This is a genomic window from Mesobacillus persicus (assembly GCF_900109925.1).
In the GTDB taxonomy this organism is placed as follows: Bacteria; Bacillota; Bacilli; order Bacillales; family Cytobacillaceae; genus Mesobacillus_B; species Mesobacillus_B persicus.
Genome location: NZ_FOBW01000013.1, coordinates 103,854 through 120,382, shown reverse-complemented (window position 1 = coordinate 120,382; position 16,529 = coordinate 103,854). Strand labels below are relative to the sequence as shown.

Here is a 16,529-nt window from a genome sequence, read left to right as displayed (position 1 = left end):
CCAACGGTTAGAAAAATTAACAAATCTCCTGTAGCAGAGCTTTTTAATAAAAAACTGGTCTTAGTTAGACTCACTTTCCCTCGCTGAAACTGTGTAACCATTTTCTTGAGCAACAAAATCTAAATGAATAGTGTTTAAATCAAGAATAGCAGAAGATGGCTTAGAAATGAATTGTCTTGTATCAATAACCTTCACATATCCATGGCATTTTTCACAAACTTGGATTTGTGAGGTGGGGTCCCCCTCAATGGTTATATTTTGAATGGTCTTATGATCATCGTTTCCACAATGTGAACAGCAAACTCTTTTTTCAGACCAATGTGCTAGACAACGTGGACAGTTTACCACCTTTTTCCCTTCACCCTCTAATTGTGCCAATCGTACAGGTTCTCCACATACAGGGCAGCCTAATCCTGGAATAGCCTGTGTGATTTCATCCTTAAGCACTTCCGCTACAAGTTGTAGATAAGGTCTTAATGCTGTCTCAGCAAAAAACTGTGGGATCCATTCTTCGATTTCGTTTTCCTGTGCAAAACTTACAAAATAAAATTGGTTCAAAGAGAAAGCCTCGTCAATCCATCGAATGGCTGTCTCTGAGTCTAATAATTCACCAAGCTTTTTTACCCTTGGTCCTTGTTCTGGATTTTGTTTCGAAATTAAATCATTTATTTCATCTATCCACTGTAGGAATAGGGGAATGTCAAAGTCAATAGCCGTTAGAGCTGCAGCTGGCACTCCTGCCTCTATCGCTGCCTTATCAAGACTTGGTTTCACAATCTCAGGAGTAAGGCTTTGTTTCCACTGCTCTTGTAGCTTAATAATTTCTTTCTGTAAGTTTGTGTATTCTTTTGAAACAACGGATTTTTTCATTCCTGCTACACCTCTTTCGAATTTACAATCTCTTTATAGTGCTTTCCTCTAAGTTTAACTGCTTTCTAGTTCAATATATTAAGAAAGAATGACTTTTTTGTTACGATAACATAGTAGCATCTTTAGTTAGTATGAAAAGAATGGCTGTCCTTTGACAGACAGCCATTTTGGTTATAAAGGTTGCAGTTTACGCGCCTTTTTTCTTGTTATTCTTTGGATCATCTAAATCAGGGAAGTTGCCTTTTTTCACTTCTTCTTCATACCATTCAGTATAGTGGTCTTTTGCCCACTCTGCAGGAACTTTCCCTGTAATAACGCCGGTAAATCCTGGTCGTGAATTTTTATGAATAACACTCAGATAAATATGTCCAAGGACTACTGCAAAACCAAGGCCAAATCCAACATTATGAAGGAAATATCCCCACTGAACTAAAGCTGTTGGGAATGCATCTGGAAACCACATCGTGAAGCCTGAAGCAATTAATAGGATTGCACAGACAATCTGTAGAAGAGAGTTAATCTTCTCGCCAGCATTAAAGAATGTTTGTTTAACATGCTTAGATTTAAAGCCAAATAATTCCTTAACAAATTCTGAGAAAAACTGTAGATCTCTTTTCTTCCAGGTTACTAGTTCTTTCATCCAGTTCATAAACCCTTTAGGATCAAAAATTAAGAATATAAATGTTGGTAGTATAAACGCAACAGCAAGGACTCTATGGGCGAGACGAGCTCCCTCTGGTCCACCCATCAATGGATATAACCAATCGAAAAACTCTGTATACATTGGTAATGCTGTTATATATAGTCCGATAAATGCAATACCATTTATAGCATGTGCCCAAACAAATGCCTTTGAAAAACGCTTTACTTGCAATTGAGAGTTGTGTGTTTTACTCATGGTTGCCACCCCCATCCTCTTCTTGTCCTCCGTTCTTCTTATCAAAGAACTTATTGGCAACAAAAGCACCAGCTAGTGCCATTGCAACGCCGCCGACCATTGCCTTACCTATTGGCTGAGCATAGTCTTTCCATAGGACAGCAGATGTAGGAACCTTCGGATTCTCAGGTAAGCCATATACCGATGGCTTTTCAGCAAGCACATATATTGTGTGTGTCCCACCGACTCCTTGAGGGTTATACACTTGCGCATTTGGATAACGCTCTTTAATTTCTTTAACTCGTTTCTCGGCTTTGCTGATTATTTCATCCTTTTCACCGAATTCCATTGCACCGGTATGGCATGTTGTTACACAAGCAGGTTGTAAACCTTCATCTAAGCGATCAGTACACATTGTACATTTATGCGCCTTCCGGTACTCTTTGCCATTTTCATCCTTGTATGTTTTAAGGTGAATTACATCAAACGGGCAGTTTTGTTCACAGTATCCGCAACCAACACATACTTCCTGGTCAACAACAACCATCCCTTTATCAGTGTAACTAATAGCATTTTCTGGACAAACCTTTTCACAAGCAGCATCCGTACAATGGAAACAAGATGAATGGCGGAAAAGATAGTCTAAATTCCCTTTTGAATTTTCATGTTCGACAAAAGTAAGAACATTCCAAGTATCCGCTGTGACGTTTGCGTGAGACTGCATGCTTCCTAAAAAGTCTTGAGGCTCTGCAGGTAGATCGTTCCAGTTCTTACATGCAACCATACACGCACGGCAACCATCACACTTTGTTACATCAACATATTTTACATATTTAGTAGCCATCGTTAAGCCCTCCTTACATTACAGAGGAATGCTTTATATTCAGGAATCATTGTGTTCGCATCACCAATGTGAGGTGTTAAGCGATTGGCCGTATCTCCTGTTGCATACCCCTTATATCCAAAGTGCCATGGCATGCCAATGTGGTGAATAGTGCCACCGTTTAGCTTATATGGCTTAAAGCGCTTTGTAACCATCGCATAGGCAGTGACATCCCCACGTGCGGAGCTGACAACAATTTTATCTTTATTTTTAATACCTTTTTCTTTAGCAAGTTCTTCACTAATTTCAACGTACATATGAGCAACTAGCTCAGATAACCATTCCTGGTTACGGGTCATCGATCCTGATTGCCAATGCTCACTGACACGGTAGGTTGTAGCCACTATAGGGAAATCCTTATAATTTCCTTTTTTGTTAAAGTCTCCATCCCATACCTTTACTGTTGGATTCATCTCGACACTAGAGAAAACGTTCGGGACAGGGCTTTCAAATGGCTCATAATGCTCTGGGAATGGACCATCGTTTAAAGTTGGTACAAACATACCAGCAACTCCATCTCCTAACATGATGAATGGGTTTGTTCCACCCTCATCGGTTGGCGCCTTTGTTGGAACAAAATCAGGGATATCATTTCCTACCCATTTCTTTTGTGATGCATCCCAATTTATTACTGCTCTCTCTTCGCTCCACGGTTTACCACTTGGGTCAGCAGAAGCACGGTTGTATAGAATTCGTCGGTTTGCCGGCCATGCATATGACCAATTCAAGAAGTTGGTTCCACCATCTGTGTTCTTACTGTCACGTGACTTCGACCTGTTATTTCCTTCTTCTGGATAGAACCCAGAGTAAATCCAGTTTCCACTGCAAGTACTTCCGTCATCCATCAGAGCGCCAAACCCTGGAACTTGCTTGCCTGTTTTGTAATCATATCCATTGATTTCCTTACAGACGATGTCGATATCCGGATGGTCTCCATGACCATACTCCCAATGCAATGCTTTTATTGGCTGAGCCGCAGGAGTACTTTCGTTTTTATATAGTTCTTTAATTTTGGTAGCAAGGATATGAATAATTTCTAGGTCTGCTTTTGCTTCTCCTCTAGAATCAATTGCCTTCCAGCGGTACTGCATCCAACGTGAACTATTTGTAACACTTCCCTCTTTTTCAAAAGAAGAGGATGCAGGTAATAGGAACACTTCTGTCGCAATAGTCGATGGATCACTACCTGCTTCTTTTTGCCAGAAGGAGGAAGTTTCTGTCTCCCAAAGGTCAACGGCAACCATCCATTTGAGGTTGGAAAGAGATTCTTTTTCCTTTCCAGCATTTGGTCCCCCGACTACAGGATTCTGGCCAAATAAGAATGTGCCCTCTAGTTCGCCTTTGTACATAGCATTGAATAAAGAGATGTGTGAATAATTTTTGTTTCCTTTTGGAAGCATTTGATATGCAAACTCATTATCCTTTGTTGCATTTGGTCCATACCATGCCTTCAAGAGGCTAACCACAAATTTAGGTTTATTACTCCAATAACCCGCCTTAGGAGTTTCCTTTTCTAGAAAGGCTTCTAGGGTTGCATGTTCAGGAATTGCTTTTGGAGCTCCAATATATCCAGGCAGATCTCCCCATAATAGTGCGAAATCCGTTGAACCCTGTACATTAGATTCTCCACGAAGTGCGTTCACCCCGCCCCCAGGTAGTCCAATGTTTCCGAGCAATAATTGAAGCATTGCATAACTGCGTACGTTTTGGGTACCAACTGTGTGTTGTGTTGTTCCCATTGCATACATGATTGTACCAGCTTTGCCAGCTTTCCCTGTTGAACAGAATAATTCACAAACTTTTAAGAAGTCCTCTTTTGGTGACCCTGTTACGGTCGATACTGTTTCCGCATCATAGCGGGAATAGTGCTTTTTCATAAGTTGGAAAACTGAACGAGGGTTTTCTAGTTTTTCATCCCTTAGGGGTTTTCCATCCTTATCTGTTTCGAAAGCCCATTGTGTTTTATCGTAAGAGCTAGTTGCTTCATCGAATCCGGAAAATAAACCATCATCGAATTTGAAACTCTTTTTCACAATAAACGAGGCATTAGTATATTTTGCAACATATTCCTTGTGGAACAAGTTGTTTTGAAGCGTGTAATTAATCATCCCACCGATAAAGGCAATATCTGTTCCAGATCGTAGTGGTGAATATAAATCTGCTTGTGCTGATGACCTTGTAAAGCGTGGGTCAACGGAAATAATTTTCCCGCCTCTTTCCCTTGCTTTTAACAACCATCTAAAGCTAATTGGATGATTTTCTGCAGGGTTTGCACCAATGATCATTGCTACATCGGTATGTTGTAAATCATTCCAGTGGTTTGTCATTGCTCCACGTCCAAACGATGGTGCCAGACCGGCAACCGTTGAACTGTGTCATATTCGTGCCTGGTGTTCTATATAGGTAACGCCAAGCCCTCTCATTAACTTTGCAAGAAGATAAGTCTCTTCATTATCTAATGCTGCCCCACCTAGGCTAGCAATTGTCTCTGTTTTATTAACAGTAATCCCATTTTCTTTATGGACAAATGTTTTATCACGGGTTTCCTTAACTCGCTTAGCGATTGTATCGTACATCCAATCCCAAGACTTTTCTTCCCACTTTTCACTACCCGGGGCACGGTATAGTGGCTTAGTTAAGCGCTTTTCAGACGTGTATAATTGCCTTAATGTAGTACCTTTACTACAAAGCTTTCCTTCATTTATCGGGTTATCTGGATCCCCTTCCGTATAAACTACGGTTTCATCGTTTGTGTGTACCAAGATGCCGCACCCTACACCGCAGTAGCAACAAATGGTTGGTGTTACAGTTGTTTTAGCAATTTTGAATTCTTTTGTAGAGGCATGAACTTCCTTTTCGTTGAAGCCTAGTTCTACAACGGCTAGTGTCGCTGCAGTTGCCCCAGTCAATTTTAAAAATTGCCGGCGATTGAGGTTAATTTCAACCATCTCTCTCTCTCCTTCCCAAATTTAAAAAATAAACAGCCCTTATCCCTTTTTACTAATTGAAAATAGTGAGTACCTCACCCCTTTCAATTGATTTGCTTGTAACAGTCGTTCCTGTGACGTCATCATAGACTCTTCCTGATGAGGTATAGACTGTTGCCATTTTCCCTCTTAAATAACCCACAACTTCAATATTTAAAAATCTAGCTAATTGAACAGCTTGTTTAGTAGCTGCCGTTCGGGATCCTATCACAGCAAACCCAAACTTAGCTGCTTTAGAGAGCATTTCATATGAAACCCTACCGGTCGTTAGTAACACGAGCCGTTCGGGTTGCAAGCGCTTTCTAAGGGCGTAGCCGATAATTTTATCAACAGCATTATGCCTCCCTATGTCTTCACGAACGGTGATTATTCCATCCTCATGAATGATACAGGCACCATGCATCCCACCCGTTTCCAAATAAAGAGGTGTATTTTGTGCAAACTCACTTCTCTTTTTAAGCAGATAGCTTAGCGAATATTTCTCACGCGAGCTTACCTTCTTGAAATTCTTTACATCTGTCATCGAAAAGAATGTCACACCGCGACCACAACCAGCCGTGTAGTGCTTCTTTTTAGAAAACATTTGTTCAGGGTCAAAACTATTATTTAAAGAAACTTGTATAGTTCCCGTACCTTCATTGAACTCGACAGCCTCAACATCATTAGCACTGTCAATTAGCCCCTCTGAATAAAGATAACCATATGCCCAATCGACTAAGTCCTGATTTGTTAATTGAAAAACGGCAATTTCAAAACCATTGACAACTAGATTGATTGGATATTCATCTGGACAACCTTTCTTAAGCATTCTCTTCACCCCTTATCAGTTGCCGCCCTACCAAAACCAGCAAACTGTTTTGACTACATTCCCCTATGATTTTAGAAACTTTATAGATTATTTGCTGTTAAAATCATCACAGTTAACAATATTTTCATTCCTCAACAAAACAACAAGCAATAATGGTCAGCATCAATCTATAATTCCAATTTACAGGAAAGTCAGCCTATATCGTTGTCCGAATTGTTACAATCCCTTTTCGAAACTATGTCTATTATGTGTAGGTAAATAATGTAATTAAATAGCAAACGCTTGAAAACCGGGGGTAAAATGCAAAATACATAAATTATCCTAAAGGAATTTCTATGAGTTATCAGTTACATTTATCACCATCATTCGATAGATTTCTACACAATTTAAAATTGTGTTTCATTTTGGACTCCACTCACCTTATAAATGAGCTTCTAACCTCTAGCCCCGATTTCTTTATATCCTAATGTGCGAATGGTATAATCGTAAAAAGACCAAAAGGGCTTATATATATGGAAGAACTCCAAGGAGGAACAAAGAATGACATTGAAAAAAGTTTTAACCATAGCAGGTTCAGACTCCAGTGGTGGCGCTGGTATTCAGGCTGACTTAAAGACCTTCCAGGAGCTTGGTGTCTATGGAATGACCGCTCTAACTACGGTTGTTACAATGGAGCCTAATGGTTGGCATCATGGCGTATTCCCTCAATCCGTTGAGTTAGTCGAAAAGCAACTAGAAACAATCCTTTCTGTCGGGATCGACTCGATGAAAACTGGGATGCTTGGTTCAGTTGACATCATCGAACTGACAGCACTTAAAATAGATGAACATGGTCTCAATCGTGTCGTCATTGACCCAGTCATGGTTTGTAAAGGCGAAGACGAGGTGCTTCAACCAGAAAACACGGATGCAATGAGAGAACTTCTGTTACCACGTGCTACGGTTGTCACACCGAATTTATTCGAAGCATGGCAACTCGCTCAAACGGGTCCAATTAAAACGATTGATGATATGAAGGAAGCAGCAGCTAAAATCCATGATCTTGGCGCCAAAAATGTCATTATCAAGGGCGGCAGCAAGTTCAATCATGAAAAAGCAATTGACCTTGCTTATGATGGGAAAGAATTCAGGATATTTGAATCGGAGAAATTCGGAACAACCTACACACACGGTGCAGGCTGCACATTTGCGGCTGCCATTGCGGCCGAACTTGGCAAAGGAAAGAATGTTGACGAAGCTCTTGCAATTGCAAAGGATTTTGTCACAGAAGCAATTCATCATGGCTTTAAACTAAATGAGTATGTTGGTCCAGTCATGCATGGTGCCTACACACGCTATGGGGCCGGCCGCAAAGCGTAAATCCTAAAGAATTTGACTGGAAGGAGGAGAAAACGATGGATCCAGTTAACGTGAATTATGTACAAGAAGCCCTTGATGCTTTTACAGATAAAGAAGTCTATATTCATCTCGAAACAACAAATGGAGCCTACGCCTCCCATCATAATGAACGGTTTTTCTCAGCAGGTGCATATTTTCGTAATGCCAAGATTACATATGAGCGCGCGAAAATGACTGGTGCCGGGCCCTACCGGGTTGGATTGAAAATCCCGTACGGCTGGGTATATGCTGAAGGGATTACTCACTATGAAATTGATTCTAAGGGAAGAATTTTGTTAGCCGGCCATGATTTTGACGGCAAACTAGCCGTTGCCCTTCAAATAAGCGAAACTCCATTTGAGTAAGGCCCAGAAAGGAGCGTTGAAAGCAATTGGAAAAAGAACGACAAGTTTTAGTTGTGTTTCCCCATCCAGATGATGAAGCCTTCGGCGTTTCAGGCACAATTGCCTCACACGTCAATATGGGGACTCCTGTTACCTATGCCTGCCTAACCTTAGGAGAAATGGGACGGAATATGGGAAATCCACCTTTTGCAAATAGAGAGACCCTTCCAAACATTCGCAAGAAGGAATTAAAAGAGGCAGCCCGTGTTCTCGGAATTTCTGATTTAAGAATGTTAGGTTATCGTGATAAGACAGTAGAGTTTGAGGATCCAAATAAGCTCATCGCAGAAATAACGGCGATGATTGATGAACTCAACCCTTCCTTAGTTATTACTTTCTACCCGGGCTATTCCGTACATCCTGACCATGACGCTACCGGTGCTGCCGTAGTCAGTGCTATTGGAAAACTTCCAGCAGCAAAGCGGCCGAAACTTCATTGCGTTGCCTTCTCGAATAATTGTGTCGATGAACTTGGTGAAGCCGATGTTGTCCATGATGTCAGCGCGGTTGCTGACAAGAAATTCGATGCAATTAAAGCTCATCAGTCCCAAACTCAACTGATGATGGCTGGCATGGCAGAAGGCCTTAAGCAACAAGATCCTGAAGTAATGGCAAGGTTAAATTACGAGCGATTTTGGACGTATAAATATTAAAAAAACCTGACCCTTAGCGACTAAAGGGTCAGGTTTTTTTGTTTTCCCAAAATTTTCTTCTTCACAAACCTTTCACAAAACCCCCAAAAAAGTGTGAGCCTCGTCACACTTTTTCCACCTCCTGAAAGCGTACGATGAAATTGTAAAATAACAAAAAGGGGGAAAACGGTAATGCCAAATTCTGTAGCAAGCTTCATTATCTGTACCATCCTTGGCTTTGGAATTGGTTTTGCCGGTTTTGAGTTGGCTAATAAAAATGATGAAGCTTCCACTGAAACACCAACTGAAACCGCTACCAATACGAACACGCCTACCGACGACCATGAACCGGAAGAAACGGAACAACCAGCTCCCGAAACAGTGTCCGCAAGTAGTGAGATTTTAAATGCAAAAGGCTGTCTTTCCTGCCATGCTGTTTCTTCACTAGATTTAGACGGAGGGGCAACAGGACCAGATTTATCACAAGCCTTTACCGGTGTTGAAGATAAGCACGGTAAACCACTTGATGAATTTTTAAAGGAACCAACATCTGCTGTTATGTCGAGTGTCATCAGTGGAAGCCCACTTTCTGACGACGAAGTCCAGCAAATTGTCGATGCACTTCAAGAAGCTTCTGAAAAATAACATTTAATTCAGGGGCACACATCATCCGATAGATATCTTTCTCTTACAATTTAAAATTAAGGTGGTGCAAGGTAAATGAAAAAATGGATACCTCCCGTAGCCGGGATCGCAACTGGTTTACTCGCGGCGACCGTCTTTTTTGCAGACTTCTCGCCTGAGAAACAAACACAGGTAACCGCGGACAATAGTAACAGTGCAACCAAAACAAATGCAGAAAAGGTGTATGTGCCATTTGGGGAAAAAGATGAGTACTACTTAATGGCCTCAGGTGGACATTCAGGCCAAATGTTTATTTACGGAGTTCCTTCGATGCGTCATATTCGAACGGTTCCTGTCTTCTCACCTGACTCTGCAACCGGATATGGTTTTGACAACCATACAAAAGAGTTAATGGGTGATTTTACTTGGGGTGACCTCCATCACCCGGCCCTATCAGAAACAAATGGTGATTATGATGGCAAATATTTATTTGCTACCGATGTCGCAAACAGCCGTGCGGCGGTTATGAATCTTGAGACGTTTACAACTAGAGACATCATTAACGTCCCTAATACAAGTGGCCCACACTGTGCAGCCTTTGTCACTGAGAATACGGAGTACATGTTCCTCCCTACTCGTTTTGCCGTACCAATTGGTAGTGAGTATGCATCCCTTGACGATTATAGTGAACAGTACCGCGGGGTCATGTCCGCCGTTACTTTTAATGAAGAAAAAGAAGAATTAAACGTTGCCTACCAGGTCGCCCTGCCACCGTGGTCTTACGACTTATCCGATGCAGGTAAAGGAATGTCGAGCGACTGGGCCGTTATCACTACTTACAATACGGAAGAAGCAACAACCAATTTAGAAATCAATGCATCACAGGCAGACCGTGACTACATCGTTCTAATCAACTGGAAAGAGCTTGAGCAAAAGGTTGCTGAAGGTGATTATGATGAAGTAACTGGTCAAAAAATGATCTTCCCTGAAAAGCATAAAGGCGGAATCTATCTCGTCCCTGTTGCCAAGTCTCCACACGGTGTAGACGTTACTCCAGATGGCGAGCACTTTATCGCTTCAGGTAAATTGGCACCTGCGATGACTGTATTCTCATTCGAAAAAGCATTTGCAGCAATTGAAAATCAAGATTTTGCTGGCGAGCGCAACGGAATTCCAATCATCAACTACGAATCAATCATGGAAAGAGAAGTTAACCCAGAAAATGCTTTAGGACCACTACACACTCAATTTGATGACAAAGGCATGGCTTACACTACCATGTTCATCTCTTCAGAAATCGTAAAATGGGACCCTACTACTGGTGAAACATTAGACCGTGTCCCTGTTCAATACTCTCCAGGTCATGCTGTTGCAGCTGAGGGAGATACCGTTGCACCTGATGGAAAGTACATCATCGCTTTGAACAAAATTGCAAAAGATAGCTATCTATCTGTTGGGCCATCTCACCCAGAGTCAATGCAATTAATCGATTTACGTGGGGACAAGATGGAAGTGATTCAATCAGCGCCGGTGAACCCTGAGCCGCACTACGCCCAGTTGATTAAAGCGGATAAAATTAAGACCATCTCTGTTTATGACAAAGATGAAAGCAACAAATATGCCGTTTATAAGCAAGAAGATGCAAGAATTGAGCGAAAAGGCAATGAGGTCCATGTGTACGGGATTGCGATGCGTTCTAAGTTCATCTTTGACGCGAAAGCAGAGCGTCCAGACGTCATTGAAGTCAACAAAGGTGACAAAGTCTATATCCACTTAACAAACACAGACTTTGACCAGGATATCACTCACGGCTTCGCGATTAACCAGTATGACTTAAACATGGAAGTCCAGCCAGGCCAAACGAATACAATTGAATTTACAGCCGATAAAGCTGGAACCTTCCCACTTTATTGCACAAACTTCTGCTCGGCGTTGCACCAAGAAATGTCAGGTTATTTCTTAGTTAAGCCATAAGTCGAATTTTAAAAAATGGGATTGGGTATCAACAACTAGTTTGATGCCCTCTTCCTTTTAAAAAAGCTTTGTTAAAGGACGTTGTTGATTTTGTGCTAACCGTTGATTGGAGCTCCAGGCGCTTGACTCCTCGAAAATGAACTGCACATTTTCTCGTGCGTGGGCATATTCGAGGATGTGTTTCAGAGTCCTGCGGGAGCAGCGGGACAGGTGAGACCCCGCAGGAGCGAAAGCGACGAGGAGGCTCACCGCACGCCCCGCGGAAAGCAAGCGCCTGGAGCGGAAATCAACATATTTTTAAACATAGCCCTAAAACAGAAAGGCGTGTAGCAATTATGAATGGAAAACGACTTTCTCTTGTTTCATCGGTTTTAATTGTCGCTTCGGCTCTTCTGATTTTTGCCTCCTTGTTCTTTCCTTGGTGGCGAATGGAGTTTTTTGCTCCCCAATACCCAGAAGGCCTAAATATCATCGTCTACCCTGACAAACTCGAAGGTGATATCGATAATATCAATGCACTGAATCATTATATTGGGATGAAAAACTTTAGCGAAGAAAACTTCCCAGAACTGCAGTATCTAAAATATTTAATTATTGGTTTAGCCGTAATTGTTTTATCAGTAGCGCTAATCAGGAGAAAAGCGTATTTATATACGGTTATCGCCCTCTTTGCAGCTGGTGGGACCCTGGGCGTATGGGACTTAAGACGCTGGCTTAAAGATTTCGGAACAAACCTAGATCCCATGGCACCAATCGAGATGGAACCCTTTATCCCCCCGATCATCGGTGAGAATATCGTTGCAAATTTCACCACTTATAGCATTTTGGGAACAGGCTCCTATCTTGTCATGGCCGCATTTTTATTACTCTTAATTCCACTATGGAAGGACCGAAAAAGATGAAAAAAATCCTGAGCCTGCTCGTTCTGTTCGCCTTAATCCTCGGCCCCTGCAGGCCAGGAGCAACTGAAAATCTCCAATCGATTATCGATGAGGCAGAAGAAGGCGCAACCATCGAGTTAGAAAATAAGACGTACGAAGGAAACATTGTCATTGACAAGCCCCTAAAGCTAATTGGAGCAGATAAAACAGTTATCAGAGGAGATGCGACTGGGAATGTCATCTCGGTCCGGGCAGAAGGTGTGACTCTTTCGAACTTTGAAGTTGAAAATGGAAGTATGAATCGCAACAGCTCTGAGGAGTATGCAGCCATTAAGGTTTATACAAATGGAAACACATTGGAGCATTTATTGATTCAAAACTCGTTTCACGGAATCTATTTAAGCCAGGCGCATGAAAACACGATTGACCATGTTCAGGTCATTGGTAGTGGCGATGGTGAAATTGCCGGACAAGGAAATGGACTACACATTTATTATTCGAATAAAAACACTTTAAGTAATAACGAAATTGAAGGCACCCGTGATGGCATGTTCTTCGATTATGCAGATGGAAATGTTGTCTTAAATAACCAAATTTCAAAAACTAGGTATGGTCTCCATTTCATGTATTCGAATGAAAATGAGTTTAAAAACAACATATTCACGTTTAATACAGGCGGAGCTGCAATCATGCATTCCAATGGATTAAAGCTTGAAGAGAATGAATTTATTTTTAATTATGGTCACCGTTCATTTGGGATTTTGCTGTTATCGGCAAATGATAATTCTATTGAAAATAATACTTTCCGCATGAATCAGCGAGGTATCTATATAGATCAATCCACGAGAAACCTTATTCGTGGAAATCATATTTTCCAAAATCAAATCGGTGTAGAACTTTGGGCTAGCTCGAACGACCAGGTTTTCACTGAGAATCTAATAGATGAAAACACATTGCCTGCAGTTACGCTCGGGGGAACAGGAAATCATTTTTGGAGTAAAGACGGAAAAGGAAACAACTGGGGCAATGACTTCGCCTTACTTGATCTCGACCAAAACGGAATAGGCGACACTCCTGCAACCTACCAATCCTCCCTTTACGAGTTGATTGAGGACCAAGAATTAACCTATTTATTTTTAAAAAGTCCCGCCATTACTGTTTATGAAAAAATGAACGAACTCTTGAACAATAGCAAAATCATGTTTGAGGATGAGCATCCTTTAACAAGCAACACAGGAAAACAAAGCCTTCTATGGCCAGCGCTTCTCCTGGCAGGAGGACTATTATTCTTTTATAAAATTAAATCCCTCAGGAAATAAATTGATCCTAGAATTGAAAACAAGGGGAAATGGACTATGAACTACATTTGGAAGGAATGGAAGGAGAGTTTAAGAAGCAAGGGGCTCTGGCTTTCATTAGGAATCATCATCATTGTATCCTTACTGATGCTCTCCAGGTCTTCAGGACTTGGTGTTGATCAAGGCTTTTATATTCTCGTTGTCAATTTATTTGAGAGTCTAATTTACTTTATTCCAATCCTCTGCCTTTTCCTCGGTGCCTTTTCAATCTTCCAGGAGAAGGAGCAGAAAACACTTGTTATGCTATTAACCCGGCAGGAGAGCACGTTAAGCTTTTTATTTAAAAAAAGCCTTGCCATTCAATCTGTACTAATCGCACCAGTCTTCATCTGGTTTTTCATTTACTTGATTCCGCTGAAGTTTTTCTTTGCGATTCCATTTAGCCACTACTTTCTTTTCCTGGCGGCCCTTATAGGATTCATGCTTGTATTCACCCAACTTGGCGTGTTCATCGGCAGCATTAGTCGTTCAAGAATGCAGATTACTGGCATCGCGATTGTGATTTGGTTTTACTTCTTTTTCTTACATGACTTTGCCTTATTGTCGGTGCTTTCAAATGTAACCCATGACAATGTCCAGCTATTTTCGATTGCCTATTTCTTAAATCCGATTCAGGCGATCAGGATGTTTTTAGAATCAAGTCTCGGACTTTACTCCTTTGGAAACATGTCGAGATTGCTAGAGTCCTTTATGTGGCTCTCACCAACAATGTTTTTTACCTTGAATCTCATATTCTGGTTAGGGCTCTCTTTTGCCGGGGCCGTCATGTTGCATCGTAAGGAGGGCTTTGAATGATTGAAGTAACAACATTAACCCAATCCTTTGGTAAAAAAACCGTGCTCGATAATATCTCTTTGAAACTTGAAAAAAATGAAGTCTGTGCATTGGTTGGAAGAAACGGAGCCGGGAAATCAACTTTCATCAGTTGCCTCCTTGGTCTTTTACCAAGCAAAACTGGAAGTATTAAAATAAACGGCAAGGAACGTAGTAAAAAAACAACTTGGAAAAATGAGATTGCTTATCTACCTGAAAAGTTCATGCTCTATCCGTCATTAACTGGCTATGAAAACATGTTGTTTTTCGCTAAAGCTAGTAAAGGGATTGTAGACGAGCAGAGGGTAAAGGAAATCTTAACTTCCGTCAGGCTCTGGGAGGATAAAGACTCACATGTAAAAGGGTATTCCAAAGGAATGCTGCAACGGCTTGGTCTAGCGGTTACATTGTATCAGGACTCCGACATCATCATTCTCGACGAACCGACGAGTGGCATTGACCCGATTGGCCGTAGGGAAATTTTAGAGATCCTGCGAGATTTAAAAGGCAAGACCATCCTGTTATCCTCCCATCACCTTGATGAAATTAGGCAGCTTTGTACGCATGTCGCCTATTTGGAGGACGGGAAAATAACAAAATATCCTGTTGATGAATTTGTTGAGCTTCAACATTTGGGAGGAATTTAATTATGAAAAAATGGTCAATCGGGACACTTCTTTTACTAGTAGCACTTCTTTCCGCTTGCAGCGGGACACCAAATTGGAATCTTGACGTAACAAAAGAACCTACTTTTATTAAAGGGAAAGAGTCGACAATAGAAATAGAAATAAAAGATGGCACTGAACCAGTGTCTGATTTATCGGTAACAGCCGAGTTAGCTATGGTCGAAATGGACCACGGTACAGTCGAAGTCACATTGGAAGAAGTAGCAGATGGCATATATACAGGGCCAGCGGTGATGACTATGGCCGGCAAGTGGGAAGTTGTCTTCTCCCTTGAAAAAGATGGCGAAGAGCTAGAAAAAGTTGTTGAAATCACTGTCGATGAAGCCGGCGGCGTCGCCTCCATTAATGGGGAATGGGTCACGCAGGAAGACGTTGAGTTTTACCGTTTTATCAATACCCTCCACATCGAAATGGCTCGTGAAACAGATCAACAAAAATATACGGGCGCTGATTTAGAAGAAGCGATGAACTACTGGGATACACAGGAGCAGCTGAATGATAACCAAAACATGCTTGTCGCTCAAATTATTCGCCTGCGGGCAATGGCGATGTTGGGTGAAGAGAAGGGGCATCAAGTTAGTGAATCAGAGGTGAATGTGGAAGTTGAAAAAGTCCGCAGTCAGTACAATGAATCTGAAGTTGCGCAGCAACTAATCTCTGAATATGGCGAAGAGAAATTCTGGAGTTTTCAACAATCACAATATGAAAAAATTGTCTTAACACAGAAAGTACAGGCTGACGTGGTTGAATTAGTGAAAAAGGATAATCCAAAAGCCAGTGACCAGGAAGTTCAATTCACAGCCGAAAAGAAGTATGAAGAGCTACTTGTTTCACAGGTGGATTCACTGGAGATTGAGCTGCTATAACTATTAAAAGATGGCCATCGCTTTATACGTGAGCGAGGGCCATCTTTTTGCTTTTGTAGGCACGTAGCCCTTTTATAAGGTGACCACACACAATCAACATTCTGCTCCCTATGCAACCTTAAAAGAACGGACCCTGATGAGCGAATCAGCATGGATTGATAAATAAGCGGAGAAATTCCGCTTAATTTGTAAATAGCATTGAAAATAGCTTATATAACCGGAGAAATTCCGGCTATTCATTCGAAAAACGTGAAAATGGAGGGTTTTTTATTGTATAAGCGGAAAATCTCCCCTTATTTCCCCCAAAACGAGCTCCATTCCGCAATTAACCGGAAAATCTCCGCTTAGTATTATAAATTGAATATCAAATTGGAGGTAGAATTGTGGGGATACAACAGCCATTGTACCCCTACAATTTAGGGTGCATGTCCTTATACTTTTTTCTACAAATATCGCTTTACGTGTCTATGTTTGTGACCCGTTACAAAA

15 protein-coding genes are annotated in these 16,529 nt (G+C 41.4%); 10 read left to right on the top strand and 5 right to left on the bottom strand.

Annotated features, from left to right (window positions below; genetic code table 11):
• Positions 1 to 60: 60 nt before the first annotated feature.
• The 5 genes from BMX30_RS17145 to fdhD all read right to left on the bottom strand — a co-directional run bounded on the left by BMX30_RS17145 (position 61) and on the right by fdhD (position 6,425).
• Positions 61 to 870: a formate dehydrogenase accessory protein FdhE gene (locus tag BMX30_RS17145; RefSeq protein ID WP_090748566.1), complete on the bottom strand. Its 810-nt coding sequence runs from the start codon at positions 868 to 870 to the stop codon at positions 61 to 63.
• Positions 871 to 1,057: 187 nt separating this feature from the next.
• On the bottom strand, positions 1,058 to 1,768 hold the full coding sequence (locus tag BMX30_RS17140; RefSeq protein WP_090748564.1) for a formate dehydrogenase subunit gamma: 711 nt from the start codon (positions 1,766 to 1,768) through the stop codon (positions 1,058 to 1,060).
• Entirely contained in the window at positions 1,761 to 2,591 is an 831-nt protein-coding gene (locus BMX30_RS17135) for a 4Fe-4S dicluster domain-containing protein (protein WP_090748563.1), read from the bottom strand. The genes BMX30_RS17140 and BMX30_RS17135 overlap by 8 nt, the downstream gene beginning before the upstream one ends.
• A 2-nt stretch (positions 2,592 to 2,593) precedes the next feature.
• On the bottom strand, positions 2,594 to 5,578 hold the full coding sequence (gene fdnG / locus BMX30_RS17130; protein ID WP_244532646.1) for a formate dehydrogenase-N subunit alpha: 2,985 nt from the start codon (positions 5,576 to 5,578) through the stop codon (positions 2,594 to 2,596).
• A gap of 52 nt (positions 5,579 to 5,630) precedes the next feature.
• Positions 5,631 to 6,425, bottom strand: a complete 795-nt coding sequence (gene fdhD / locus BMX30_RS17120; RefSeq protein ID WP_090748557.1) for a formate dehydrogenase accessory sulfurtransferase FdhD — start codon at positions 6,423 to 6,425, stop codon at positions 5,631 to 5,633.
• Between the two features lie 540 nt (positions 6,426 to 6,965).
• Here fdhD and pdxK point away from each other — a divergent pair.
• The 10 genes from pdxK to BMX30_RS17070 all read left to right on the top strand — a co-directional run bounded on the left by pdxK (position 6,966) and on the right by BMX30_RS17070 (position 16,040).
• The gene (pdxK, locus tag BMX30_RS17115) at positions 6,966 to 7,784 is read left to right on the top strand and encodes a pyridoxine/pyridoxal/pyridoxamine kinase (protein WP_090748555.1); all 819 of its coding nucleotides are present in this window, start codon (positions 6,966 to 6,968) and stop codon (positions 7,782 to 7,784) included.
• 35 nt (positions 7,785 to 7,819) lie between these two features.
• Positions 7,820 to 8,167, top strand: a complete 348-nt coding sequence (locus BMX30_RS17110) for a YojF family protein (RefSeq protein ID WP_090748553.1) — start codon at positions 7,820 to 7,822, stop codon at positions 8,165 to 8,167.
• A 26-nt stretch (positions 8,168 to 8,193) separates the two neighbouring features.
• Positions 8,194 to 8,859, top strand: coding sequence for a bacillithiol biosynthesis deacetylase BshB2 (gene bshB2, locus BMX30_RS17105; RefSeq protein ID WP_090748551.1), 666 nt, complete (start codon positions 8,194 to 8,196; stop codon positions 8,857 to 8,859).
• A gap of 171 nt (positions 8,860 to 9,030) precedes the next feature.
• The gene (locus BMX30_RS17100; RefSeq protein ID WP_090748549.1) at positions 9,031 to 9,483 is read left to right on the top strand and encodes a c-type cytochrome; all 453 of its coding nucleotides are present in this window, start codon (positions 9,031 to 9,033) and stop codon (positions 9,481 to 9,483) included.
• Between the two features lie 75 nt (positions 9,484 to 9,558).
• A complete protein-coding gene (nosZ, locus tag BMX30_RS17095; RefSeq protein WP_090748547.1) occupies positions 9,559 to 11,436 on the top strand; it encodes a Sec-dependent nitrous-oxide reductase in 1,878 nt (625 codons plus the stop codon).
• 335 nt (positions 11,437 to 11,771) lie between these two features.
• Positions 11,772 to 12,338, top strand: coding sequence for a hypothetical protein (locus BMX30_RS17090; RefSeq protein ID WP_090748543.1), 567 nt, complete (start codon positions 11,772 to 11,774; stop codon positions 12,336 to 12,338).
• Complete coding sequence (nosD, locus tag BMX30_RS17085) at positions 12,335 to 13,636, top strand: nitrous oxide reductase family maturation protein NosD (protein ID WP_170843922.1); 1,302 nt, start codon at positions 12,335 to 12,337, stop codon at positions 13,634 to 13,636. The genes BMX30_RS17090 and nosD overlap by 4 nt, the downstream gene beginning before the upstream one ends.
• A gap of 36 nt (positions 13,637 to 13,672) precedes the next feature.
• On the top strand, positions 13,673 to 14,470 hold the full coding sequence (locus BMX30_RS17080) for an ABC transporter permease (RefSeq protein WP_090748537.1): 798 nt from the start codon (positions 13,673 to 13,675) through the stop codon (positions 14,468 to 14,470).
• Positions 14,467 to 15,135, top strand: coding sequence for an ABC transporter ATP-binding protein (locus tag BMX30_RS17075; RefSeq protein ID WP_090748534.1), 669 nt, complete (start codon positions 14,467 to 14,469; stop codon positions 15,133 to 15,135). Before BMX30_RS17080 ends, BMX30_RS17075 begins: the two co-directional genes overlap by 4 nt.
• Before the next feature lie 2 nt (positions 15,136 to 15,137).
• Positions 15,138 to 16,040, top strand: coding sequence for a FixH family protein (locus BMX30_RS17070; RefSeq protein ID WP_090748531.1), 903 nt, complete (start codon positions 15,138 to 15,140; stop codon positions 16,038 to 16,040).
• Positions 16,041 to 16,529 lie beyond the last annotated feature (489 nt).

Coding starts and splice junctions, on each gene's coding strand:
- nosD (WP_170843922.1), top strand. CDS start 12,335: ATGAAAAAAATCCTGAGCCTGCTCGTTCTGTTCGCCTTAATCCTCGGC.
- pdxK (WP_090748555.1), top strand. CDS start 6,966: ATGACATTGAAAAAAGTTTTAACCATAGCAGGTTCAGACTCCAGTGGT.
- BMX30_RS17110 (WP_090748553.1), top strand. CDS start 7,820: ATGGATCCAGTTAACGTGAATTATGTACAAGAAGCCCTTGATGCTTTT.
- BMX30_RS17080 (WP_090748537.1), top strand. CDS start 13,673: ATGAACTACATTTGGAAGGAATGGAAGGAGAGTTTAAGAAGCAAGGGG.
- BMX30_RS17075 (WP_090748534.1), top strand. CDS start 14,467: ATGATTGAAGTAACAACATTAACCCAATCCTTTGGTAAAAAAACCGTG.
- BMX30_RS17135 (WP_090748563.1), bottom strand. CDS start 2,591: ATGGCTACTAAATATGTAAAATATGTTGATGTAACAAAGTGTGATGGT.
- BMX30_RS17140 (WP_090748564.1), bottom strand. CDS start 1,768: ATGAGTAAAACACACAACTCTCAATTGCAAGTAAAGCGTTTTTCAAAG.
- BMX30_RS17090 (WP_090748543.1), top strand. CDS start 11,772: ATGAATGGAAAACGACTTTCTCTTGTTTCATCGGTTTTAATTGTCGCT.
- BMX30_RS17145 (WP_090748566.1), bottom strand. CDS start 870: ATGAAAAAATCCGTTGTTTCAAAAGAATACACAAACTTACAGAAAGAA.
- BMX30_RS17100 (WP_090748549.1), top strand. CDS start 9,031: ATGCCAAATTCTGTAGCAAGCTTCATTATCTGTACCATCCTTGGCTTT.
- fdhD (WP_090748557.1), bottom strand. CDS start 6,425: ATGCTTAAGAAAGGTTGTCCAGATGAATATCCAATCAATCTAGTTGTC.
- nosZ (WP_090748547.1), top strand. CDS start 9,559: ATGAAAAAATGGATACCTCCCGTAGCCGGGATCGCAACTGGTTTACTC.
- BMX30_RS17070 (WP_090748531.1), top strand. CDS start 15,138: ATGAAAAAATGGTCAATCGGGACACTTCTTTTACTAGTAGCACTTCTT.